Source organism: Vibrio sp. L3-7 (genome assembly GCF_963898195.1).
Lineage (GTDB): Bacteria > Pseudomonadota > Gammaproteobacteria > Enterobacterales > Vibrionaceae > Vibrio > Vibrio echinoideorum.
The window spans coordinates 1-23,648 of record NZ_CAWQUW010000033.1; the positions used below are offsets into that span (position 1 = coordinate 1).

Genomic DNA, 23,648 nt, shown 5'->3' on the forward strand with positions numbered 1-23,648 from the left:
AGTTACTTGACTTCGTTACATTGTCTGGCTCGCTACTTTATTCAGAGCCATAGGGTCATCTGGTGATACAGATGGTTCACGCTTTCGTGGTGAACAACGCTTCATACGACTTCACGTCGCACGGGCAAAAATGAGCTAGCCAACCTGCTAATTTAGAAGATCGAGCCGACAATACGGACTGTAAGCTTCTGGCCTAACTGATTTATAAATTATCACCTCTACATTAAAACAACCCAAACACATTATTTTTCCCATCTTGTTCAAGGCATTTGATCTGATGGTGCTTTGGTTCTCCACCAAACAATAAAATATACAACTTCCGGTCTTGATACGTCCCCACTACATAGTGGTCTTTTTGTATCACGTACTCGATAGTTTCGGCTTCTTCATCAGTACACAGATATTTAATATCGACCAGCTTCACCCACTTCAAACCGATCACGTTTTCAGCTTCTATAAACCCACCAAATGGTGCCGTAAAGCGATTACCTAGTTTCAAAACCGCATCAATCACCCCTTGGTTCTTCTTACTTACTCCAATTGGACCATCACTGTTGATTTTGAAATGACTGTAGCCAGCAGTCACATGAATTGATTGATACACAGCAATAACCTATTAGCTTTCTTAGCACTTTGAGATAGGAGCCTAACCTGTGCTTTTTGTCCGATATAAAACATTGTTCTACGTTTCAGCTCTAATTATGCTGTTTTTACATACAGTGATTTTAGGCTTTATTATGTCTATCCGCAATTTAAAAGATGGTTCTACCAAACCTTGGCTCTGCGAATGTTACCCGAATGGGCGAACGGGGAAACGTGTTCGTAAAAAGTTTACGACTAAGGGAGAAGCAAAGGCTTTTGAGCTTCACACGATGAAGGAGATTGACGATAAGCCATGGATGGGAAGTAAAACCGATCACCGTAGAATGAGCGAACTGTTAGACACTTGGTGGACCATACACGGTCATACGTTGAAATCGGGTAAACAAGCTCGGGAGCTAATAGCCAAGACAATTGAAGAATTAGGGAATCCAATTGCCTCCCACCTTAAAGAACGAGACTACTTAGACTATCGTGCAGCGCGAATACCCTACCGTGGCAAAAATAAATCTATTAAGATTTCACCAACAACACATAACACGGAATTGATTTATCTAAAGGGAATGTTCAAGAAACTGATTAAGTACAATCAATGGAAATACCCCAATCCACTTGAAGCTATCGAAACAATCAAAACAAGTGAGAAGAACCTAGCATATCTAACCAAGCCACAAATTGAAGAGTTCTTAGTTAACCTAAAAAATTTCAACCGAGTCATTACAGTCTCGATTCCGCAGCTCATTGTAATTTCTAAGATTTGCTTAGCCACCGGTGCCCGTATAAGTGAAGCTCTAACTCTTACCCGTTCACAGGTAGCTGAATTTAAACTGACTTACACCGAGACAAAAGGTAAGAGGAATCGAAGTGTGCCCATCTCACCAGCTTTATATCAAGAGATCTTAGATATCGCCGTGAGCGACCATGAAATTTTTAACACGAGTTACAAGGACGCCTGGCGCTACATTAAAAAAGCTTTACCAGAGCACGTTCCGAGTGGGCAAGCGACGCATGTTCTACGGCATACCTTTGCTTCGCATTTTATGATGAACAAAGGGGATATCTTGGTGTTACAGCGTATTCTTGGGCATACTAAGATTGAGCAGACAATGGCGTATTCTCATTTTGCTCCAGAACATTTGATACAAGCTGTACACCTCAATCCATTAGAGAATTAATGGCGACAAAGTGGCGGCAGACACTGTAATCGACCGTTATTTAGCGGTTTTATTCGTAAAAAAGGCGACATTTTCACTGTCGCCTTTTGCTATTTAGAGCCTAATTTTTTCTATTCCCAATCAAGGATAACCTTGCCAGAAAGCCCACTACGCATAGCATCGAAGCCAGCTTGGAAATCATCAATTTTAAAGTGATGAGTAATGATTGGTGATAGGTCTAATCCTGATTGAATCAAACTTGCCACTATATACAAAAACAAAAATAACCATTAAATATCAATAGATTATGCTGATTATCAATTAAAAATGGCTACAGAATAGCGACAAAAAAGACAACAGTTTTACCTGTTGCCTTCTGATATTCAAAACCGGTAGTAACTTACTCCCAGTCTAAAATCACCTTACCAGACATACCAGAACGCATCATGTCGAAGCCTTTCTGGAAGTCGTCCACTTTGTAGTGGTGAGTAATGATTGGTGTTAGATCTAGGCCAGATTGAATCAAAGAAGCCATCTTGTACCAAGTTTCGAACATCTCACGGCCGTAGATACCTTTGATAACCAAACCTTTAAAGATGACTTGGTTCCAGTCTACTGCCATGTCTGATGGTGGAATACCTAGTAGAGAGATCTTACCGCCGTGGTTCATATTAGTCAGCATGCTGTTGAACGCAGATGGGTTACCAGACATTTCTAGGCCTACATCGAAGCCTTCAGTCATGCCAAGATCAGCCATTACGTCTTCAAGCTTCTCTTCCATTACGTTTACTGCGCGAGTTACACCCATTTGACGAGCAAGGTCTAGGCGGTATTCGTTTACGTCAGTGATTACAACGTGGCGAGCACCAACGTGCTTAGCAACAGCAGCAGCCATGATACCGATTGGGCCAGCACCAGTGATTAGCACATCTTCGCCTACTAGGTCGAAAGAAAGCGCTGTGTGTACTGCGTTACCAAACGGGTCAAAGATTGATGCTAGATCGTCAGAGATTTCTGCAGGGATCTTAAATGCGTTGAACGCAGGGATCACAAGGAATTCAGAGAACGCACCAGTGCGGTTAACACCAACACCTGTTGTGTTACGACAAAGGTGAGTACGGCCGCCACGACAGTTACGACAGTGACCACATGTGATGTGGCCTTCGCCAGATACACGGTCGCCGATTTCAAAACCACGAACTTCTTGGCCAATGCCAACAACTTCACCCACGTATTCGTGACCTACTACCATAGGTACTGGGATTGTGTTTTGTGACCATTCATCCCAGTTATAGATATGTACATCAGTACCACAAATTGCGGTCTTCTTAATACGGATAAGAAGATCGTTATGACCCATTTCAGGTTTTTCAACCTCGGTCATCCAAATACCTTCTTCAGGTTTTAGTTTTGAAAGTGCTTTAATTTTCATTATTTGATGATCTCCATGTCTTTACCAACAGCGATAAAGGCATCAATTGCGCGATCTAGTTGCTCACGAGAATGAGCAGCAGACATTTGTGTACGAATACGAGCTTGGCCTTTAGGCACTACTGGGAAAGAGAAAGCAACAACATAGATGCCTTTTTCTAACGCACGCTCTGCGAATTCAGCGGCTAATTTAGCATCACCCAGCATGATTGGGATGATAGCATGATCAGCACCACCCATGGTGAAACCAGCGGCTTCCATACGAGTACGGAAATGAGCAGAGTTTTCCCATAAGCTTGTGCGTAAATCACCAGACTCAGCTAGCAAATCAAGAACACGAATAGACGCAGAAACGATTGCAGGCGCAACAGAGTTTGAGAATAGGTACGGACGAGAGCGTTGACGTAACCAATCGATTACTTCTTTTTTACCAGAAGTGTAGCCGCCTGATGCGCCGCCCATTGCTTTGCCTAGCGTACCTGTGATGATATCAATACGTTCGATAACATTGTGATGTTCATGAGTACCTGCACCGTTGTCGCCCATAAAGCCAACAGCGTGAGAGTCATCAACCATTACCAGTGCATCGTACTTATCAGCTAAGTCACAGATAGCAGGAAGGTTAGCAACTACGCCGTCCATCGAGAATACTCCGTCAGTAACGATAAGAGTATGACGAGCGCCAGCTTCTTTCGCTGCAATTAGTTGTTCTTCTAATTCAGTCATGTTGTTGTTTGCATAACGGAAACGCATTGCCTTACAAAGACGAACACCATCAATGATTGATGCGTGGTTTAGGGCGTCAGAGATGATCGCATCTTCTTTACCTAAAATTGTTTCAAATAAACCAGCGTTTGCATCAAAACATGATGTGTAAAGAATAGTGTCTTCTTTACCTAAGAAAGTAGATAGTTTTTCTTCTAATACTTTATGGGAGTCTTGAGTACCGCAGATAAAACGTACAGAAGCCATGCCAAAGCCGTGCTCATCCATACCATCTTTAGCGGCTTGGATAAGTGCAGGGTGGTTAGCTAAACCTAAGTAGTTGTTAGCACAGAAGTTTAGAACTTCTTGGCCTGTAGAAATAGAAACAGACGCTTTTTGAGCTGAAGTAATGATGCGTTCAGATTTGTATAAACCTTCGCTCTTTACTTCTTCAATTTGATTTTGGATCTGAGTGTAGAATGCAGAAGACATTGTCTATTCCTTCCTAGTTATTATTCAGCAGCATCGTGCGCCGCATTATGTAGGGGATGTAAACGATTTCAATTCGATCATTTACACTGTAAAACTTATACCTCTATTCTAGTTGAACATGCCCTTTTCGATTATCCCTCTAGTTGGAAAAACATTAATGAATCACAGGCACTAATAATAGTTCATCCTAGTGACACAGGGCACATTAACGCCTCAATGTTGTTCTTTTTAACGCCAGCCCTCCATCAATTACCTTCTAATTTCGCTTTCATATCGAATATGAATTTTTCATCTCAGAACGATATAGTGATGATTGCCAGTTTCTCTCAGAATGTGCAGCAGCAGCGCCGCTATACAAACGACATAAGATGAGAAGCTAAGCAAATGACCCTATCCGATCACACCATACAACAAGCTTTCGAGAACGACTGGTACACCTGCTTTTATCAGCCAAAGGTTGAACCAAGTGTCGAAAAAGTCATTGGCGTAGAAGCACTGATCCGTTTAGACATCCCAGAAGAAGGTATTTTCTCTCCGGGTGTGTTTATTGATCGTGCATTTGCATTGGGGTACGAAGAAGAAATCTTCTTTAGTGTATTGGAACAATCGCTCACAGAGATAAAATCGCTCTCACCACGCTTAAGCCTTGCCGTGAATATCAGCAAGAAGGTCCTCGCTAACCCTGATAACGTGGAAAAGGTTCGCGAGTTACTTTGGAATGCTTCATTCAAGGCCAATCAGCTAACCTTTGAACTCAGTGAGAATGATCAATTAGACGAGCAACTTTGTGATCAGATAAAGCGCTTTAAATCCCTTGGCGTAAAAATCTCAATTGACGACTTTGGTGTCGGCCATTCAGATTTAAATAAAGTGATGAGCCTTAATATTGATGAAGTGAAGTTTGATAAATCAATTGTGAATAGCGTTGAACCATCTCGTTCAGACTTAGTGAAAAGAACTTTGGCGTACTGCAAGAAGTCTGGAATTGAAACCGTGGCAGAAGGCGTTGAAGATAATGAAACACGTCAATTGATCCACCAGTTAGGTTTTGATCGCTACCAAGGCTTCTTGTATTCGAAACCTCTACCTTTAACTGACCTTAGATTGGTTATGTAGATCGTTTTTATGGCTCTCACTTAAGACAAACTCAACGCTTTTTTTCTTCTGCTTTAGGTCGTGGTAACGGATGTACTTAAAATAGATATCGTGTTTGTTTTGGATGTTCTGAGAAAAAGGGTTGTTCACCACTTTCTTTATATCTGCCTTGAAAAATGGCATGCCAAGCTTGCTCATGTAAGGTTCTAAGTAGAGGTCATACAGAAACTGGCACATAGCAGGATCAATGGTAGGAAATCGAAACTCAGTGCCTGCTAAATTATCTGCCATGTGAGCAAAGATCTTGCGTCGAATAACAACGCTAACTGCACCAACACTACAAAGCATCTTACTGACGCCATCGTAAACTACATGGCCAATAATCACCCCCTCGAACAAGAAGCAAAGAACCTGCATATCCTCTTTTTTTACACCTAGCTGCTGAGCAACCTCGATAAAGTCTTTGCCATAGGTTTTAAGGTGCATCCCTTGAATCGATTTCAGTCTTTTCACCGGAAGTGAACTCATGTTGTATGACTCCACGCTAGTAACCTCGTAGTCATAGCCAATATCAACGTTGAAAGGGCGATCCATCTTTTTGGTTGCTGCTTTTACTTGAATCATTTCATCAACAGAAAACTCATACTCTTGTTGAAAGAAACTCGCGATACCTAATCGACGAACAAAACTCGGCAGCGTCTTACCTCGCTCCCACTGACTGACCGCAACCTGGTTAACGCCTGAAAATGCGCGATGAGATGTAGAGATAACCTCTGCAAGTTCTTCTTGTGATAACGGATGTTCTTCCCTTAACCGTTTCAGTTCTTGAGAAAAGTTCTGTTTATCCATATTCTTTCACGCTCTCTAAACAGTACCTAGACCATTAGATCTAACTTTGTGTGATTGGGGGTCTTTCCACTGTATCTTCAGTGTGCTCTGCAAGCCAGTATAACCAGATCATCACTAAACATAGTCCAAAACAAACCGCAAATAACCAAACCGGACTCAACAATTCAATAACTACTCCACCAATTAACGGGGCAATCGCAAAACCCAGAGAATAAAGTGCTGCAGCGCCAAAATAGGACCCTCGTAAATGAGGGGGTGCCATGCGATCGATTTGAACGTTAAGCGTTGGAAATGCAATGACCTCTCCCAAACTCAATATAAAACAAGCCAACCCCCAACCTAAAGCCCAATCACTAGGTGTAAATAGAAAGCCGATTTGAGCCACCGCCATCAAGAACATTCCAATTCGAGTCCGTACAAATAAAGGAACATGTTCCAACCACTTCAACATTGGAAACTGAAACACAATAATAGTTAAGGTATTCACCAGCACTAAACTAGCGATTAAATGAGCAGCATCACTTATTGATGAACGAACAATAACTTGTGGAATCGATGACTCTACTTGAGCATAAACAAACATCATAATAAAGTTAGCAATCATCAACTTAACAAAAATATTGTCTTTGCTAATCACATTTAGTGTTGCTGTAAAGTTGGGAAGTTGTGAGGTGTCAGGCTTAGTAAATGTTCCCTTTCTTTCAATGCCGACGAGTAACCAAAAGCCATATACAACGTAGGTAGCACCCGCGACAAAGAATAGGTTTTGTGGATGTGCGAGAGCCAGTGTAATACCAATAAGTGGCCCCAAAGCTCCACCTAAATTTAACAAGAAGTAACGAACATTCAGCGCCAATTCTCGGTCTTTCAAATCGTCAAGATTATCGCCAATTACCGCTTTTGCTGGTGCTTCAATCATCGGCCTCATTAGACCTGTCATCATGATTAACACATAGAACTGCCAAATCTCGTTGGCAATGCCAATACCCGAATAAGCAATAGCGGCAACCCAGCTTCCAAGTACCATGACCCACTTTCGACCCAGTTTATCGGAGATATAACCCGAATAGAGCCCAGCTCCAGCACCAACGACAGCTGAAGTCGCGAGCATCATGCCCACCTCTATTGCCGATGCACCATAATATTCATAAAGAAACACAATCAGAAATGGCCAAGCCATAAAGTAACTCGTACGAGCGAGTAGAGTTCCGGTTAATACGGTCCAAATAGAAAAATTAAACCTTTTTACTCTTTGTTTCTGAAATAGGCTTTCTGATTGATCCATAAAACTCCCTTTATCTAACCTAATGATTTACATAAAACTATCGTGCCAGTATATGTATGTCATTGTATAAATAAAGAGCTCGAAACTGTTTTTATAAAACACAGCAGGTCATGCTTACCACATAACGAAAAAATCTGGAAAACCATAGATAACACTACACTTAATATTAAATGCCGTTTGACGTATAATTAAGGCATTAAAAGAATAGATAGAAGGTGAAAAATACTCATCTACTCTTCGGATTTTCCTTCCAAATAACCCAGTAAAGAACGTTATGATCAACCCAAAACTGATTGCCCTACTCCCAGATCTCGCATCCTTCATTTTAGTGGTAAACGAAGGGAGTTTTACTGCTGCTGCAAAACAGTTGGGCGTGACGCCTTCAGCACTCAGCAAATTGATCACGCGCTTGGAAAAAGCCTTATCAGTAAAGCTGTTTGAACGAACGACTCGTACCTTAATCATCACCCAAGCTGGACAATTGGTTTACGATCAAAGCGTCGTTATGATAAATGCCGCACAACAGGCTGTTGAACTGTCGACCTCCGATCATACTGATCCTGCAGGTTCAATCACGGTGGCGGCGCCAGAAGCCTTCTTAAATTCGGTATTACAACCCTTTGTCGTTCCTTTCTTGAATCAGTATCCAGAGATTCAACTCAAGCTAAGAGCGGCTGATGGCGACATCGATATCTTACGTCAAGGTATCGACATCGCGTTTCGTCTTACCGATAAACCAGACGAGAGCTTGGTTTTAAAAGAACTAGGGAAAACGAACCTCGTACTGTGCGCAAGCCCTGACTACCTTGACGCCAAAGGCATCCCTCACCACCCAACCGAGCTTTCAGAGCACGACTGCTTATATCTTGCTGAAACAGATAAAGACCACATCTGGGACTTTCTCAAAGGGGATGAATTTTACACAGTGCCTGTCAGTGGGCGTTATGCTGTAAACCACTCTCAGATGAGACTAAAAGGCGTTAAAGAAGGACTTGGTGTGGGTATTTTCCATGACTTTGTAATTCAAGATGCGCTGACTGAAGGTTCTGTTGTGCAAGTACTAGAAGATTGGACCATCAAGAGTAACTACCATGGCGCAATCGCGATGCAGTTTGCCCAAACCAAGTACATGCCTGCCCGATTGCGTGTGTTCATTGATTACGCGATGGAACACTTGGGTGACAAGCTGGCAGGAGAAATAAACTGATGCTGAAAGGAATACACCACGCTGCGATCATATGTTCAAACTACGAAGCTTCAAAACGCTTTTATACGGCAGTTTTAAAGCTTGAGGTAATTGCAGAGAATTATCGCGAAGCGCGCCAGTCGTACAAGCTTGACTTGGCACTGCCTAATGGCGCTCAAATAGAATTATTCAGCTTCCCTGACGCACCTGAAAGACCAAGCTTTCCGGAAGCTCAAGGGCTGAGACATTTGGCTTTTTGTGTTGATGACGTTCAACATGCCAAAAGCTACTTGGAAGAACAAGGTATTGAAGTCGAACCGATTCGAGTTGATGAGTTTACGGGGAAATCATTTACGTTTTTCGCAGACCCAGACGGCCTACCGCTAGAGCTGTATCAGATCTAAAGCTGTATCAGATCTAAAGCTTTATCAAATCTAGAGCTGTATCAAGTCTAAAGTCTTTCTCACAAAAGACGCGATCATCTGATTAATAAAACGGACCTTCTCAAGTAGAGAAAGCCCGTTTGCATGTCAATTAACTCAATGCCGTCTTGAATTTCTCAACGCGTGAAAACAGTAACCAATCCAATAGCATTGCAGTCACAATCGTTGCACCCGCGAGTGGAAACAGTACCGAAATAACAACCACAGTCACCAAGCCTGCTTTCCATAAGCCTGCATCACCAAACTTCGGTGGCGCTCCCAACTTTCTTTGGCCTGAAGGCCTGCGCATCCACCACATCACACCACCAGTCACCGACACCAAAATGAATGCCAAACAGAACAACGCATTTAGAAGCTTGTTGATGATGCTGATGTCACCTTGGTGTAGAGAAATACCAACAGCTAAAGTTTTGGCGAATAAATTGTAATCTTGCCATTTCACCTCTCCTAGAATACGCCCTGAATATTGGTCAAGGTGAGTCGTGCGATCTTGGGTTGGGTCGATGATATCGCCACCCATGGTATTGGCAGCCACGGTGTAAACGCCCGTTTCTGAGCGCGGAAAATTGACTTTATATTGCGTAAAACCAAGAGATTGAGCTTTTGCTATCACATCATCAATCGAGAAATTACTCGCAGATAATACATGCTGAGAATGATCCTCACCCATCTTAGAATGATCATGAGCTTCAGACGCTTCTTCTACTTGGTGGACGTGTTCTGCTGGCTTATCTTGAGACAAAGGCAGTGGAGTTTGCTCTAGGTTCCAAGGCATTTCCTCTTCAGACCCGTGATTTAAAGAAGCATGCGTTTCGTTAGACAGAGGAATGTCGTCCCACATTTGAGCAGGAAAAGTACTCCATGCTTGTACTAGCTTACCGCCCCAAAAGCCGGTCCATGATAATCCCGATAGAATAAATAACAGAAGAATGAATGACAGTGTTCCACCGATGTTCGCATGCAGATCACGCATTAATACACGTGTTCCTGAAGCAAATCTAAGCTTCAGAAAACCAGCGCGGCTCGCGTTGTCTCTTGGTAGCCATAAGTAAATACCACTGATAAGAAGCAAAATAGACAAGCTGATTGCGACTTCAATTAGGTAATCACCCCAATCACCAATCAACAAAGTGCCATGGATGTCATTCGCGAGTTGGTACAGGCTATCGCTGCGGGGAATTTCTCCGACCACTTCGCCAGTGTATTGATTCACCGTGGCGAAAACGGAAGTGCCATCTTCAAGTGATACAGAAAATCGGTTCGCAAGATCAGGGACTTTACTCGGTACAAATTGTGTCACCAAACCTTGTGGGTATTGATTCTGTACTGCAGCTAATTGTTGTGACACCTTGATCGGTTCGCCCGATACCGCAATTTCAATCGCGTCTTGATGGAAAGCCAATTCGATTTCATCATCAAACAGCATCACCAAGCCTGTAATACTCAGCATTAGCATAAACGGGATAACGAATAGCCCAGCATAGAAGTGCCAACGCCACGTAAGGAAGTAGAGAGTTTTATTGCGGTCTTTGCTTTTTATATTGGTTTTCGAACCGCTTGTTGCACTGCTTGTAGACTGCGAAGTCGCTTGTGCTTTCGCAGAGCTTTGAGATTCATTTCTCAACATTATTATTTCCTTTGACACACGCAAACATACCTTCTGAAAAATCAGAAAGTAATCTGAGCATGGTTAACTTTACTTAATACTTTATTTTTTAATTATTTTAGTGGGTTAGGTTTAAGCAATATCAAAGGGAGGGCCGCGCGGGGCTTGTCTCGTGTAGCGTTCGCTTAGAGCCAAAAAAGCGTAGCTGTCTGAGACAATAGAACTCAGTCGAGTTGTCAGTAGTGTAGTTGGAAGTTCGTCTTGGTGAAACGTGGAAAAATGACTAAAGGGACACGGCTTTCCTTTGTGAGTATTGGGCTCGCCTTCCTCAATTTGAACCAGTTCAAAGCCGTTGACCGTACATAACGACGCCCATACTCCCGCACTATTACCATGAGCATTGATAACAGGCATTAATGTCACTAGCACCCAGCTTAATGCTGTAGCGAGTAACATGGAGAAATTGAACGAGGTTCGGCGCATTATTCCTAATCTTTATAAATTTCCCTTATTATGAGGCACTTGTTATATAGGTAAACGTAAAGATTAACATCAGGTTAAAAAATTGAAGCTAACGCACACTCTTTTTAGTTAAAAACTGGTTACAACGAAAGAGCCAAGAAAATGTGGCGAAACTCTACATAACAAACTGTTTATAAAAAAGACAATAAAAAACGCCGCCTTACACCTTCTTGATAAGAATAATGTAAGGCAGCGTTTTAGAAATCGAATCTTGAGGCTTTGCTCTTTGTTACGTATCTAGCAAACTCAATTGATTAGCAGATTAACCGAAGATCTTGCTCCAAATGCTTGGATTACGCTTCTCGTGATACTCTTCACGAAGGCCATCGATAGTACGAAGCTCTTGCTGTGCAGATTCAAATTCACCTTGGTCTAGCTTCTTCTCAATGCTATCAATCGATGCACTGATCTTTTTGAAACCTTCCATGAAGTGTTCTTCTTTCTCAATTGGGTAAACACCCGTTTTGAGCTCTGCAACTAGCGTGTCGATACGTACGATAGGCTTTTGCATCTCTTCAATGTTTTGAGCTTCTGCTGCTTGTTTGAATGCAAGCTTCATTTCTTGCATGTTTTTCTTAAGGTCAACATTAGCAAAAGCGTTGCCAGACAATAGCGAAGCAGCGATTAAGCCAGATAAAAGGATTGAGCGAGTTTTCATTGTTTCTCCAGGTGAAGCGATGTCTTTGAAGATAGCGCCATCATTGTTGTGGCACTTCGACTTTATTATTTTCGGCTAGTGTATACAAAAATCCGTCGGGCACAAAAATTGATTGTGTCGAAATGCAAACTAGCTAGCTAACCAATGACTAAAAAGTATAAAGTAACGGACATTCCATCACTCAAATACCGAAAATTCAGCAATAGATTGGCGGCCACGCAATGCTAAAAATGCCAAAAACTGCTGTGGCGAATGAGTGACCACTTTATTCGAATCCACACCTACTTTGTCTAACAATGCAGCGACTAAGTCCAAGCCACCGACATCTACGCAGAAATGCGCATCGCTACCTGTGGTAATAAACGCACCTTTCGCTTTCGCTATTCTTGCAATCTCATAACAGCGGTCAACACTGCCAACTCGGCTATTGCCTTTGAGTGTGGTGTTGTTGATTTCAATCGCTACGTTATGTTCCGCCGCACATTGAATCACAGCTTCAAAATCGAAATCAAAATTAGGGTTTCCTAAGTGACCAAGTGCATCAATTCGACCACCTTTAATCACATTCAACAATGCTTCTGTATGGGTAGTGACATCCGATGGGCGAAATACTGGCTCATGAAAACTCGCGATCACCCAATCCAAGTTCTTATCCACACTCGGATGAATGTCGATTTCACCCTGTGTGTTCATGATGTTTGACTCGACACCTCGAATAATTGCGACATCTTCAATAAAACGAGGGAGCACACGCTGGTTACTGAAGAACCAATAGTGTGGCGCGCCCGGCATAGACTCTGAATGGTCGGTCGTACAAAACATAGCTAAACCGTTTTGCTTCGCCGATTTCGCGTTTTCGATCAGCGTGCTGTAAGCATGGCCACTTGCGTATGTGTGGGTGTGGGTATCAACTTTTAATTCCATAAATCAATGCCTTCATCACTTGGTCTAGTCAATCAATTCCAAATTGGGTTGGACTAATACAGCTTCCTCAAAAAATGTCCGGCAGACACCTTCGTAATTTGATGCTGGGTAATTTGCAATTATATACTGTTCATCATTCAGAATTGTTAAAATTAATTTAATCGGCAATAACCTGATTTCGTCCGTTATTCTTTGCTTGGTAAAGGCGTTCATCAGCGAGCATAAACAGATCATTTGGTGACGTGCTTTTAGCCGGAATACATTGAGCAACGCCTATACTCATCGTTACATGAGAAGCAATTGGTGAAGAGCTATGAGAAATCGATTGATCGTGTAAAACCTTTAAGAATGAATTAAGGCGACCTTTGCTTTGTTCGATTGATGTATTTGGCAATACAATCGCAAATTCCTCCCCCCCGATTCGAGCTGCAAGGTCTGACGGCCGTTTAAAGATTTGCTTCCAAAGCTTTGCTATTTGTTTGAGGCAGACATCACCTTGATGGTGGCCATACGCATCATTGTATTGCTTAAAAAAGTCAATATCACCGATCACTAAGGTTAAAGCTTGCCCTTCTTGTTCACATCGAGCCCATTCAGATTCAAACGTTTGATTAAATTGACGTCTATTAGGAAGAGAAGTGAGCTCATCAAAAAGTGCTATCTTTTGAAGATCTTGTTTTTCTCTCTGTAGCTGCTCATCACGCAGCTCATATTGATACAAGGTTTCCAGTAATTCTTTTCTAGGTGCTTTAGTCAAATCCTTTATGGAGAGTGGCGAACTAACAAACTTGGCAAAATCGCCTCTAAACAAAAAATAAAAGACGAGCATTGGGACGCTATAACTAGCCGCGATCAACAACTTACCCATTATATTTCCGAATATGATAGGAACGATCTGAGGACTTAAATCAAAAGCTAAAAGAGGAAACAGTACCCCATCCAAGCAGAGGATAAAAACAAATGCCAACGTGTAGATGAATGCCAACACAGGTAGGTTGGAAAGGAACTTACTTACTTGTGTAAAAATGAACATCAATAACAATATTTCGAGGAGAATTAAAGCTCCCCCAAGTACAAGTACTTTCATTGATACATCAAAAATATTGAAAGGGATTCCAAAAGGATTCAACACATATTCCGATTCCAACAACCAAGCCATAAAATTAAAACCAACAAAGGCAATCAAATCTACAACCACTACTAGCTGAAACATGTGTCTAAAGGTACTAAAATCTCGTTCAATAATGATGAGCATGATAGTGCTCATCATGAATGCACCATAAGCAATATTTCCGCCTGAAATACTTAGAGTTTCGGATAACGGAAATGAATAGACTGCACCAGCAAGCCCCCCGACCAAAAGTACAATACTAAGATAGTTATAAAACGCAGCTGTACGTACGCGATTTTTTAACGTAGCAAAATACAATGGGAAAATTGAATATATTCCTACATTAAGAATATATGCTTCTAACGTCATTACTGTTCCTTCTAGGCTCAACACAATACAGCACCTAGATAACGGTATAGATGTGCAAAATAGTAGGCGATATTAACATGATAATTATCAATTAATACAATCCCCAAAAATACTGGTTACTCTGATTTTTTTAGCCAAAAATAATAAATCCTAGTCGATAATATTGTTCTCACAAACGACAAAAAGGATGTCCAACACCTTTGAACAACCTTACCAACTGAAAGCAGGGCTTAGGGCTTAAACATAGGGCTTTGCTATTATCTCTCTGAGTAAATGTGAGTAAAGCTCTTCATGTTATCGCCTTAATTAAGCCAATTTTTTGCAACCTACCCAAGTTCGTCAATACTTAAACCAGTTAACAAACCGGAATGAGAGATGAGACGAAGACGATATCCGCTGAGTATCCACATCACGAGCCTTTTCTTAATTTTGACAACACTGGTCGGTACCGTTTTGATATCGATAAGCTATCGTCATTCTCAAGATCTGTTATTGGGTACCGTGCGCGAAGTGAGCAACGAACATCGCGATAAGCTGGAATCGATATTTAAACAAGCCATTGCGCCTGTTATCACAACCTTAAATGTGATGGCGGTAAGCCCGTTTGTGGATCATCAAACCGCTTCAATTGAAAAAGAGTCTTGGCTGGCGTCAGTCGATATTATCTTCAAACAGAATACCAATTTAGTGGCTTTGTTTTATGGTTCTGATAATGGTGAGTTCAGGATTTTTCGTCCTTTGACGTCTATTAAACAAAGAGCTGAAAACAATGCGCCATCCAAGGCCACCATGATGGTCAGCACAACCAATCTAGACGGCGAAAACGTGATTAACTTTCTTGATGGTGCACATCAAGTAATCAGAACGGTGCAGTCTGAGAGCCAATTTAACCCCACCACTCGACCTTGGTTTCGTAACGCAAAATCCGATGGTTCGATACAACTTTCAGAACCTTATCTTTTCTATTTTCTACAAACCAATGGTATTACGCTCTCTAGGCGCTCAGCCGATGGTAAACATGTGGTTGGTGCCGATTTCACGCTAAAATCTCTCTCTTCTCAAATCAGTAAGCTGGCCTATTCTCCGCAAACCAGATTGGCCCTGTTCGACCAACACTTTAACCTTCTTGGCGAGCATCAACTTGATCTATCAATACCTAACCTAAACCCTCAAACCAATCAGGAAGGAAAACTAGGTGATCACCCTGTAGGAAAAGTATCGGGTAGCGAACAAGATCCAAGCTTTTTTAACATACCTAAACGTGAGCAGATGGCAGCTCTGAAAGCATCCGTACTAGGGCCTCTTATCTCGGATGAAGAGAAGTTTAATCTCAACCTAAAAAACGTGGAGTACAATTTAAATACTTGGGCATTAACGTTAACACCTGTCGAGCTCACTCAACATGTCACGCTATATTTGGCAGAAGCAACACCACACAATGATCTGCTGGCTGACCTCATCTCCATGCGTGATAAGCAAGTGGCTGTTGCAATTGGTATGTTGTTTATCTGTTTCGGCATCGTATGGTTTGTGGCGAATCGCTTATCTCAACCACTCAATACACTCATGCAACTCACAGACAACATTGCGCGATTTGATTTCAGACGAACCCACTATCCCAAAAGCATGATTCAAGAAGTAGCGAACCTCACCCACTCTATCGAACTCATGGAGCACACACTTCATGATTTAATCACCCTACTTCGAGACACGGCGGGTAATCAGGAATTTTCGATACTCGCTAAGAACATTGCTCACCAAAGTTATTTAATTACCAAAGCTGAAACCATCGTGCTTTTCACTCAGTCAGAAGAAAAAGATGTGTTTGATACGGCTGCTAATCTCGCCATTATTCCTTTTAAAGCGGACATCAATGACTTCATCAAGCATACCCCTTGGTTACTATGCCAACTGAAAGCAGGCGAAACCATCCATCTAAACCGCGAAGACAACGTTCTTAATTATTATCAAGACTCGATCTTCAATTCAGACCTGTATCTGTTTCCACTATTGAACCGCGAAAAACTGTTGGTCGGCATTGTTGCCATTGGTTATGAAAGACCGATCACCAAGATGCAGGCCGACAAGCATGCCTTTTTAAGAGAGCTGCTCAGTTTTGCTGAAATAGCTAAAGACAATATCGACCAAATGCAGCAACAGAAAAACATGCTCAATGCTTTCATCGAGCTGATTGCATCGGCGATTGATACCAAATCACCTTACACAGGTGGCCATTGCCAACGAGTCCCAGAACTGACCAAGTGGCTAACCCAAGCAACCATTGATGATGACCGTTATTACCCGCAATTTTCATTAGATAATAAGCAGTGGGAAGAATTGATGCTTGCTGCGTGGCTTCACGATTGCGGTAAAGTCACCACACCAGAATATGTGGTGGACAAAGCAACAAAACTGGAAACGATTTATGACCGAATCCACGAAGTTCGCATGCGCTTCGAGCTGTTAAAGCAACAAGCGGAAACCGACTATTGGAAAGACATAGCTAACGGGGCACTTCAAGAAGATCAGCTTAAAGTACTCGAACAAAACTTGTCAGAATTAGATGAAGAATTTGCCTTCGTTGCTGAGTGCAACCTGGGCGGTGAATCTATGACGGAAGAGCAGCTTGCACGCTTAGATCAAATAGCAAAACGTACATGGAAGCGCACATTAGACGATCAATTAGGGTTATCTTGGTCTGAAAAAGAGAGGTTTAACACTCAACAGAACATCACAGAGCAAAACGAGAAGCCATCAAATAGCAAAGAGCCTATTTTACCTGTGATGGAGCCGTTACTTGCTGATAAACCAGAACATAAAATACAGTGGGATAATGGCTTTAACCCTGCAGATATGTGGCAAGAAGAGTTCGTCCTTAAACCCGGAGAAGTAAAATATAATCAAGGTGAACTGCATAATTTGAAAGTACGTCGTGGCACATTAAACGACGAAGAACGTTTCATGATCAACGACCATATCATTCAGACTTTCACCATGCTCAATAAGCTCCCTTATCCGTCTTATCTCAAAAACATTCCAGACATCGCGAGCGGACACCACGAGCGTATCGATGGTAAGGGATACCCAAGAGGCCTAAACGAGGATCAATTGCCTTTACCGTCTCGAGCCATGGCGATTGCCGATGTATTTGAAGCTCTAACCTCGAGCGACCGTCCCTACAAGAAAGGCAAACACTTAGACGAATCGCTCAATATCATGACCGACATGGCCACCAGCGGCCATATCGATCCAAAACTGTATTTGCTATTTTTGGAGAACAAAATCTACGACAAATACGCAGAGCGATTTCTTGAAGCTAACCAACAGTCCGAGATTGATCAGAAGAAGCACATAGACCGAGTAAAAGAGTACATACGCTCGTTGTTCTAGGTATTTTCCAATAGCCATGAATTCTTAACGTTTAGCTTTTAGCGACAGAACCTAACGTCTCAGAGTTCAAAGCATTCACTGTCGTTCTCGGGAGTTGCTTGGTTTTGACTTTATATTGTCTTTTAGCCAGTAGTGTATTAGTAATGCTTGCCACGACAATCAGATTAATACCAAGGAGTTGCTGAGTAGAGAAGACATCATCAAAGAACAAGCCCTGCCATAACGCACTGAATAGCATGTTAGTAAAAATTAAGGGGGCGAGTTGAGAGCCGCTTTCTGCAAGTTTATAGGCTTTAGAGCGGAAGATTTGCGTATTAATGGTAAACAACGCGAGTCCAAATGCTCCAAGTCCAATCCAACCTAAACCATCAATAGACAGCAAAGCTGTTAAGGCGCCATACCCCCCATCAGCATCAAGTACATCAGGCACAACAGAAATGGAAGTAAATAAGACCATTGGTATCACGAGTATGGCTGCGACTAGAAACGTCCATGCATTTAGCTCTGCTGGCGTAAGACTGGTCTTAGAGGCTCGATACAAGCTCACCTGTGAGCCAGAGTTAAACATACCCGCCAATAAACCCAGCAACAGCGCAGGTCTAAAGAACTCTGATCCAAATTCAAACTGCGACCAATCCCCTGCCATCATCACTACACCAACAAAGGTTACCGATAAACAAACCACAGTCGTTGTATGAATTTTTGTTCCAAATATTAATTTTTCTAACAATGGAATAAACAGAGGACCTGTACTGAACAACACAACGCCTTCCACAAGCGTTAAGGTTTGCAATGACGTAAGGAAACACCACTGACAAGCCACCATAAAGATCGCCCGCATCACTAAAGGTTTCCACATCTCTCGTGTCGGTTTGTTAATTTTGTAAAAGGTTAGAAAAAGAAATAGAAACAGACTGGGTAACAAAAAACGCACAAAACTCAGCAACGAAATGGGCATGGTTTCAGATAGGTATTTAGCCACTAAGCCGCTTAAAGACAAACTGAATGTAGACAACAACATAAAAGTCGTCGCCTTGGTAATATCAGACATAATTATCACCTCCTATGGCACCTATTTTAGAAGCGTGACGTGATGAAAAATAGCGAGTAATATTAACCATAACTGTAAGGAAAACTTACCAATGAAAAAACTCGTTCCGCTTAAATCCGTTTATGCTTTTATTGCTGTGGCTGAAACTGGCAGCATGACCGAAGCCGCACGCGTGTTGTATGTCAGTCACTCTGCGGTAAGCCAAGCCATAAAGTCATTAGAACAACTGGTTAATAAGCCTCTATTTCAACGAGTAGGTCGTCGCGTCGTTCTTAATGCCGCGGGTAAACGGTATTACCGAAAAGTCGCTCCTGCTCTGGAGCAAATCATAGATGCCACCGAAGAACTGGCCAGAACGCCGAACGATCACCGCATTACACTCAATATGGTCAATTCACTCGCGATGCACTGGTGGATCCCCCGAGTACCTGACTTCCAAGCCTGTGCCCCTTCTCTTGATATCCGTATTTCCACGTTGACCGGCCCTTTTGATATCGAACAAGAAGGGGTCGATATTGCCCTTGTCCATGGCAAACCTAAAGAAATGGGATCGCTATTACAGCGAGAAATTAGGCGATGATGATCTGGTATTGGTGTGTAGCCCTACCTTGTTGAAAAACCAAACGGGACTGAGCGTTGGGCAACTCGTGAAACAGAACCCAACCATTGGCGCATTTAACCCTAGGCGAAAGCACGACTGGCAAGTGTGGTGTGATCATTATCAAATCCCAATGCCCGCATTTCATAGCAACCTAACATTCGATATATCCATTCAAGCCGTGCAAGCTGCGATTCGTTCTCTTGGAGTGTTGGTCACGCATCGCTTGTTTGTGAAAGATGACATCAGCCACGGCATGTTAGTGGAACTGGGTGAACCCGTCGCTAATCCACACCAAGATTTCTACTTTGTTTGCCCAAAAAACAAATTAAAACAAGAAAGTGTGCTAAAACTGAGAGCATGGTTACGGCATGAATTCACACGCTCAGAGACAACATTGAGCGATGATACTCAAGAATAAGACCAAACTATCAATCCATGCAGCGAGTAGAAGCTCAACAAGCGTACAAGAGAGGCTATTATGATTATTACCACCACACAATCAGTCGAAGGCAAGCGCATTGTCGATTACAAAGGGGTTATCGCAGGAGAAGCCATTCTAGGCGTTAACGTTTTCAAAGATATGTTTTCAGGAATCCGTGACTTTGTTGGTGGGCGTTCTGGCACTTATGAAAAAGAGCTAGAGAAAGCACGTAACTACGCCTTCAAAGAGCTAGAACAAAAAGCCATTGAAGCAGGCGCGAACGCGGTTGTGGGCGTAGATATCGATTACGAAGTACTAGGAACGGGTAATGGCATGCTAATGGTATCGGCGAGCGGTACAGCGGTTATCGTGGCTTAATTGCTTAGTTGGTCAATTGCTCAATTATTTATCAGTCAGTTATTCAATTACCTTATTGCTCTATTACTTAATAGAGTAAACGAGAACTGGCGGCTTAACTTATCCACGCTTCCTGCTTTTCCCCCTGCTCGTTAAATGGCAAGGCGGAAAGACAGAGTCAATAACGTTTTTATCTATTTAATTCGCCAATAAGCGAGCTACGAAATAAACTGTCGACTAAACAAGCTATCGATAGCGATAGTTATTGATTAGATTACCGTTTGCTTTTAATCAACTAGTACGGCTTTGTTGATCCGCAATAAGGCCATCAAATGAAGCAATTCGAGCCAAAAACTCTTTCTTGTTTTCTGGCAGAATAGAACTTGCCATTGGTAGGTTAGCCTTCATTGCGTCGACTGCTCTTCCACGTACTAACACTTCAAAGTGCAAATGAGGTCCGGTTAAACGGCCTGTTGCACCAGACAACGCAATTTTTTGACCTCGCTTAATCTGTTGGCCTTTCTTAACCAAGAAACGGCTCAAGTGTAAATAACGTGTCTTATAAACGCTGTTGTGTTCTATCACCAAGTATTTCCCTGCGTACGGATGATTACGAATTGCCACAACTCGACCATCGCCGGTTGAATAGACTGGCGACCCTACGGGTGTTGCGAAGTCAGTACCATTATGCGGAGATATACGTCCTGTCACTGGGTGCTTACGGTACGGGTTAAATGGCGAAGTAATTCTTCGGAACTGACTGTCTATTGGATAGCGATTGAAAGCTTGTTCAAGGCTGTTCCCTTTCCTATCGTAGAAACGTCCATCAGGAGCTAGAAACGCTGCAACTTCTCTACCTCGCAACTTAATCGATATCCCTTGAATCTCAGTTTTACCCGTTAAGTGGTCATCCGTGTACTGTTCATTAACCAACACATTAAAGCTATCACCCGCTCTCAGCTCTTTTGAGAAGTTGATTTTATCTTTCAGTGTTCGAGTGATGTAGGCTATCTGGGAAGTCGTTAATCCTGCTCGATGAGCCGACATCGAAAAGCTCCCCTGTACCGTGCCTTCATACAGTTTTTCTTTCCATTCCCCAGGTGTTTCTATGAATTGATAACGAAAACTGCCGTCATCATTTTCTGTATAAACAGCCTGCTCCACTAAGCTCTCGTGGTAGATCAGCTCTACCAACTGTTTAGATTCACTATCTAAAAGCAGCTCTAGATGATCACCAGGTTTGATGGTATCCAATTTCAAAGATTCTAAATCTGCTTCTAATACCTTTTGAACCGTCTCATAAGGTAAGCTCCACGATGAGAAAACATTGCTGAGTGTGTCTCCTACTTTCACAAAGTAATGAATTTTAACCAGTGAACTTGAGCTAGATTTCGGGTTGATGTTGCCTTTATCAGGCGTTTGAGAGCCTTGATAAGGCGTTATTTGAATTGAGATCTCTTCTGTCGATTCGGATTGAAAAGACAAAAAAGCAGAAAGTGAGAATGCGCTGATAGCTACGATGATCAGGCCGATGCGAAGGAACTTCATAAAAGATTAAACGGTTTATAATAATGAACTCATTTAAATGTTATAACATAACAATTAAGTGAAAAGAATAAACGTAATGTAAGAAACCGTTCTGTATCTACAGTAAAAATATGTTGGGCTAACGTAGCCCAACATGTTACATAGAATTACTCTTCGCAAAGAGCCTCAAAACGCTCTAAGCCTCGTAGCATCTCGAAGTCTTGCTCTTCAGCTAATAGCTCTCTCATTGACCCACTCGCTTGAATAGAACGCTCTAAGTCATCGATAGCTTGACCCTCTGCACCTAATCTAGCGTAAGCACAAGCGCGTTGGTACAAGGCATGAGCATTTTGATCGTCAACCTCTAGTACGCGGTTACACAGGCTCATTGCCCAATGATATTCCTGCATGTCCATCGCAGCATCCGCTTTATAGGTTAACGCTTCAAGATCCCCAGGACGAACCTTTAATATCTCATCGTAGATTTCAATTTTTTGCTCTGCCGTTTGCGCATTTTGCGCTCTCAACCATAAGTTATGAATCTCATTGATGATCTCAATCTCTCGGTTGTTTTCCGAGATGATTCGGGTCTTGCGTTTAAGATCCCTTTCAAGAATATTGAATTTCTTCTCATAGTCTTGAGCAATCGAATTCAGTCGCTGATCGGCCATTTCTTTGGTGGTGTGCTTGAGCTCTTTAAGTGATTGCCACCCCACTAACGCGATAAGAGAAGCAACACCTGCGATAATGTAGAAGAAATAAGTCACGGTTACGTTTGCGTAATTCAGCGATTTATCGGCCACTGAAAGCTCTCGATCCGTCATCTGAATAGTTAAGCGTCTTTCAAGATCTTGCTGTTCCATTCGCAGCTGCTTCAATTCATCTAAGATGTATCGTTCCATCAATGGTCGGTCTATATACTCTTTTTCTGAGTATTTAACCTCCTCGCTTGCAAAGCTCATGGTTGTGACCAGTGAGAACACCGCAATCAATAGGACTCGAAGCATTTATACATTCCTTATATATTTAATCTTTGTGTAACTGTATCTCGTAATGACAAGACAAGCTAGGAAGTCAGCCGACTTGTCTTCTTCGTATTGGAATTAACACTCTAAAACATCATTGATAATTATAAAACACTTGAAGCAACATCATTAATTTCTAATTAAGAAAAATACCAAGTATTACTGTTCTATATAATTAATTCGTGATGCGAATATACCAATGGTTGATTTATAGCATCCAATTGAGTCTTATATTTATAATAATCAGAGCGAGGTTAATTTGAATAATCCACGATACGATTTAATGAGCCGTGTGCTGCATTGGGTCATGGCATCCGTCATCATCTACGCTACAGTCGCAGGGTATGTGATGCACTATGTCACCAGCCATCCGGAACTGTTTTCTTTTCTGTCGGTACTCAATATGTCATTGGCGACTATTGCGACACCGTTGCTCGTTATACGTTATATCTGGAGCCACTTTCGCTCATCACCAACCATGCCCGTCTCGATACCAACAGGACAACAGTGTTTAGCCAAACTTGCTCATTCCTTGATGTACCTAGTGATGTTCATGGTTTTCAGCACCGGTTATTTGATGCTAAAGGAACCTTACTCTCTATTTTGGTTAACGACGGTCAATAATCTAATTACCGACCCTGCAATCAATAGTTTCTTTTTCTATTTACATCGTGCTAGTTGTATTGCCCTAGCCTGTTTAATTGTTTTGCATATTAGCGCCGCGCTTAAGCATCATTATGTCTCTAGGAACTATGTATTGAAGATGATGCTTTAAGTTTGGGGGGGGGGGGGGGGAACTAAAATTAAAAGCGGTGATGTGTTTTGTCTTAAATGCAATAATATGGT

The 23,648-nt window shown here is 42.1% G+C and carries 20 protein-coding genes and 2 pseudogenes; 8 read left to right on the plus strand and 14 right to left on the minus strand.

Features of this window, described 5'->3' with window-relative positions:
• Positions 1 to 223: 223 nt before the first annotated feature.
• Positions 224 to 604 (minus strand): hypothetical protein, encoded by a 381-nt coding sequence (locus AACW75_RS17965; protein WP_016800220.1) that lies wholly within the window; start codon positions 602 to 604, stop codon positions 224 to 226.
• Between the two features lie 133 nt (positions 605 to 737).
• Here AACW75_RS17965 and AACW75_RS17970 point away from each other — a divergent pair, with 133 nt between their 5' ends.
• A complete protein-coding gene (locus tag AACW75_RS17970; RefSeq protein WP_029203706.1) occupies positions 738 to 1,775 on the plus strand; it encodes a phage integrase in 1,038 nt (345 codons plus the stop codon).
• A gap of 110 nt (positions 1,776 to 1,885) precedes the next feature.
• Here the strand turns inward: AACW75_RS17970 and AACW75_RS17975 are convergent.
• From AACW75_RS17975 to AACW75_RS17985, 3 genes and pseudogenes are all read right to left on the minus strand, one after another.
• A pseudogene (locus AACW75_RS17975) lies at positions 1,886 to 2,026 on the minus strand (L-threonine 3-dehydrogenase); the annotation flags it as partial.
• A 128-nt stretch (positions 2,027 to 2,154) separates the two neighbouring features.
• Entirely contained in the window at positions 2,155 to 3,186 is a 1,032-nt protein-coding gene (gene tdh, locus AACW75_RS17980; protein WP_004730216.1) for an L-threonine 3-dehydrogenase, read from the minus strand.
• Positions 3,186 to 4,382 carry a glycine C-acetyltransferase gene (locus tag AACW75_RS17985; RefSeq protein ID WP_145571651.1) on the minus strand — a complete coding sequence of 399 codons (1,197 nt, stop codon included), beginning with the start codon at positions 4,380 to 4,382 and terminating at the stop codon, positions 3,186 to 3,188. Before AACW75_RS17985 ends, tdh begins: the two co-directional genes overlap by 1 nt.
• 384 nt (positions 4,383 to 4,766) lie before the next feature.
• Between AACW75_RS17985 and AACW75_RS17990 the strand changes: the two genes are divergently transcribed.
• Positions 4,767 to 5,498 carry an EAL domain-containing protein gene (locus AACW75_RS17990; RefSeq protein ID WP_145571649.1) on the plus strand — a complete coding sequence of 244 codons (732 nt, stop codon included), beginning with the start codon at positions 4,767 to 4,769 and terminating at the stop codon, positions 5,496 to 5,498.
• Here the strand turns inward: AACW75_RS17990 and AACW75_RS17995 are convergent.
• Complete coding sequence (locus tag AACW75_RS17995; protein WP_145571647.1) at positions 5,472 to 6,326, minus strand: helix-turn-helix transcriptional regulator; 855 nt, start codon at positions 6,324 to 6,326, stop codon at positions 5,472 to 5,474. The two genes, AACW75_RS17990 and AACW75_RS17995, sit on opposite strands and share 27 nt — an antisense overlap.
• Before the next feature lie 40 nt (positions 6,327 to 6,366).
• Positions 6,367 to 7,611: an MDR family MFS transporter gene (locus AACW75_RS18000; RefSeq protein WP_145571646.1), complete on the minus strand. Its 1,245-nt coding sequence runs from the start codon at positions 7,609 to 7,611 to the stop codon at positions 6,367 to 6,369.
• Positions 7,612 to 7,885: 274 nt separating this feature from the next.
• Between AACW75_RS18000 and AACW75_RS18005 the strand changes: the two genes are divergently transcribed.
• Entirely contained in the window at positions 7,886 to 8,818 is a 933-nt protein-coding gene (locus AACW75_RS18005; protein ID WP_145571644.1) for a LysR family transcriptional regulator, read from the plus strand.
• A complete protein-coding gene (gloA2, locus tag AACW75_RS18010; RefSeq protein WP_145571642.1) occupies positions 8,818 to 9,201 on the plus strand; it encodes an SMU1112c/YaeR family gloxylase I-like metalloprotein in 384 nt (127 codons plus the stop codon). Before AACW75_RS18005 ends, gloA2 begins: the two co-directional genes overlap by 1 nt.
• A 130-nt stretch (positions 9,202 to 9,331) precedes the next feature.
• On the opposite strand, the gene AACW75_RS18015 is transcribed toward gloA2, so the two are convergent.
• From AACW75_RS18015 to AACW75_RS18035, 5 genes are all read right to left on the minus strand, one after another.
• Positions 9,332 to 10,867, minus strand: a complete 1,536-nt coding sequence (locus tag AACW75_RS18015) for a PepSY-associated TM helix domain-containing protein (protein WP_145571640.1) — start codon at positions 10,865 to 10,867, stop codon at positions 9,332 to 9,334.
• A 111-nt stretch (positions 10,868 to 10,978) separates the two neighbouring features.
• Complete coding sequence (locus AACW75_RS18020; protein WP_017082430.1) at positions 10,979 to 11,329, minus strand: hypothetical protein; 351 nt, start codon at positions 11,327 to 11,329, stop codon at positions 10,979 to 10,981.
• A gap of 301 nt (positions 11,330 to 11,630) precedes the next feature.
• On the minus strand, positions 11,631 to 12,026 hold the full coding sequence (locus AACW75_RS18025) for a cytochrome b562 (RefSeq protein ID WP_004730193.1): 396 nt from the start codon (positions 12,024 to 12,026) through the stop codon (positions 11,631 to 11,633).
• Between the two features lie 177 nt (positions 12,027 to 12,203).
• The gene (locus AACW75_RS18030) at positions 12,204 to 12,950 is read right to left on the minus strand and encodes a phosphatase (protein ID WP_017079736.1); all 747 of its coding nucleotides are present in this window, start codon (positions 12,948 to 12,950) and stop codon (positions 12,204 to 12,206) included.
• A gap of 157 nt (positions 12,951 to 13,107) precedes the next feature.
• Positions 13,108 to 14,430: a GGDEF domain-containing protein gene (locus tag AACW75_RS18035; RefSeq protein ID WP_135457563.1), complete on the minus strand. Its 1,323-nt coding sequence runs from the start codon at positions 14,428 to 14,430 to the stop codon at positions 13,108 to 13,110.
• A 375-nt stretch (positions 14,431 to 14,805) separates the two neighbouring features.
• Here AACW75_RS18035 and AACW75_RS18040 point away from each other — a divergent pair, with 375 nt between their 5' ends.
• Entirely contained in the window at positions 14,806 to 17,820 is a 3,015-nt protein-coding gene (locus tag AACW75_RS18040; protein WP_145571636.1) for an HD domain-containing phosphohydrolase, read from the plus strand.
• Between the two features lie 31 nt (positions 17,821 to 17,851).
• On the opposite strand, the gene AACW75_RS18045 is transcribed toward AACW75_RS18040, so the two are convergent.
• A complete protein-coding gene (locus AACW75_RS18045) occupies positions 17,852 to 18,871 on the minus strand; it encodes a DMT family transporter (RefSeq protein ID WP_145571634.1) in 1,020 nt (339 codons plus the stop codon).
• Between the two features lie 91 nt (positions 18,872 to 18,962).
• Here AACW75_RS18045 and AACW75_RS18050 point away from each other — a divergent pair.
• Positions 18,963 to 19,890, plus strand: a pseudogene (locus AACW75_RS18050) (LysR substrate-binding domain-containing protein).
• 60 nt (positions 19,891 to 19,950) lie between these two features.
• Positions 19,951 to 20,271, plus strand: a complete 321-nt coding sequence (locus AACW75_RS18055) for a heavy metal-binding domain-containing protein (protein WP_017075792.1) — start codon at positions 19,951 to 19,953, stop codon at positions 20,269 to 20,271.
• Positions 20,272 to 20,541: 270 nt separating this feature from the next.
• Here AACW75_RS18055 and AACW75_RS18060 read toward each other — a convergent pair whose 3' ends face one another.
• Positions 20,542 to 21,798, minus strand: coding sequence for a peptidoglycan DD-metalloendopeptidase family protein (locus AACW75_RS18060; protein ID WP_145571632.1), 1,257 nt, complete (start codon positions 21,796 to 21,798; stop codon positions 20,542 to 20,544).
• A gap of 146 nt (positions 21,799 to 21,944) precedes the next feature.
• Positions 21,945 to 22,784, minus strand: a complete 840-nt coding sequence (locus tag AACW75_RS18065) for a tetratricopeptide repeat protein (protein ID WP_145571630.1) — start codon at positions 22,782 to 22,784, stop codon at positions 21,945 to 21,947.
• Positions 22,785 to 23,085: 301 nt separating this feature from the next.
• Between AACW75_RS18065 and AACW75_RS18070 the strand changes: the two genes are divergently transcribed.
• Entirely contained in the window at positions 23,086 to 23,577 is a 492-nt protein-coding gene (locus tag AACW75_RS18070; RefSeq protein ID WP_135457658.1) for a cytochrome b, read from the plus strand.
• Positions 23,578 to 23,648 lie beyond the last annotated feature (71 nt).

Coding starts and splice junctions, on each gene's coding strand:
- AACW75_RS18060 (WP_145571632.1), bottom strand. CDS start 21,798: ATGAAGTTCCTTCGCATCGGCCTGATCATCGTAGCTATCAGCGCATTC.
- AACW75_RS18000 (WP_145571646.1), bottom strand. CDS start 7,611: ATGGATCAATCAGAAAGCCTATTTCAGAAACAAAGAGTAAAAAGGTTT.
- AACW75_RS18070 (WP_135457658.1), top strand. CDS start 23,086: ATGAGCCGTGTGCTGCATTGGGTCATGGCATCCGTCATCATCTACGCT.
- AACW75_RS18040 (WP_145571636.1), top strand. CDS start 14,806: ATGAGACGAAGACGATATCCGCTGAGTATCCACATCACGAGCCTTTTC.
- AACW75_RS18065 (WP_145571630.1), bottom strand. CDS start 22,784: ATGCTTCGAGTCCTATTGATTGCGGTGTTCTCACTGGTCACAACCATG.
- AACW75_RS18020 (WP_017082430.1), bottom strand. CDS start 11,329: ATGCGCCGAACCTCGTTCAATTTCTCCATGTTACTCGCTACAGCATTA.
- AACW75_RS18035 (WP_135457563.1), bottom strand. CDS start 14,430: ATGACGTTAGAAGCATATATTCTTAATGTAGGAATATATTCAATTTTC.
- AACW75_RS18030 (WP_017079736.1), bottom strand. CDS start 12,950: ATGGAATTAAAAGTTGATACCCACACCCACACATACGCAAGTGGCCAT.
- AACW75_RS18015 (WP_145571640.1), bottom strand. CDS start 10,867: ATGTTGAGAAATGAATCTCAAAGCTCTGCGAAAGCACAAGCGACTTCG.
- AACW75_RS17970 (WP_029203706.1), top strand. CDS start 738: ATGTCTATCCGCAATTTAAAAGATGGTTCTACCAAACCTTGGCTCTGC.
- AACW75_RS17995 (WP_145571647.1), bottom strand. CDS start 6,326: ATGGATAAACAGAACTTTTCTCAAGAACTGAAACGGTTAAGGGAAGAA.
- AACW75_RS17990 (WP_145571649.1), top strand. CDS start 4,767: ATGACCCTATCCGATCACACCATACAACAAGCTTTCGAGAACGACTGG.
- gloA2 (WP_145571642.1), top strand. CDS start 8,818: ATGCTGAAAGGAATACACCACGCTGCGATCATATGTTCAAACTACGAA.
- AACW75_RS18055 (WP_017075792.1), top strand. CDS start 19,951: ATGATTATTACCACCACACAATCAGTCGAAGGCAAGCGCATTGTCGAT.
- tdh (WP_004730216.1), bottom strand. CDS start 3,186: ATGAAAATTAAAGCACTTTCAAAACTAAAACCTGAAGAAGGTATTTGG.
- AACW75_RS18025 (WP_004730193.1), bottom strand. CDS start 12,026: ATGAAAACTCGCTCAATCCTTTTATCTGGCTTAATCGCTGCTTCGCTA.
- AACW75_RS17985 (WP_145571651.1), bottom strand. CDS start 4,382: ATGTCTTCTGCATTCTACACTCAGATCCAAAATCAAATTGAAGAAGTA.
- AACW75_RS18045 (WP_145571634.1), bottom strand. CDS start 18,871: ATGTCTGATATTACCAAGGCGACGACTTTTATGTTGTTGTCTACATTC.
- AACW75_RS18005 (WP_145571644.1), top strand. CDS start 7,886: ATGATCAACCCAAAACTGATTGCCCTACTCCCAGATCTCGCATCCTTC.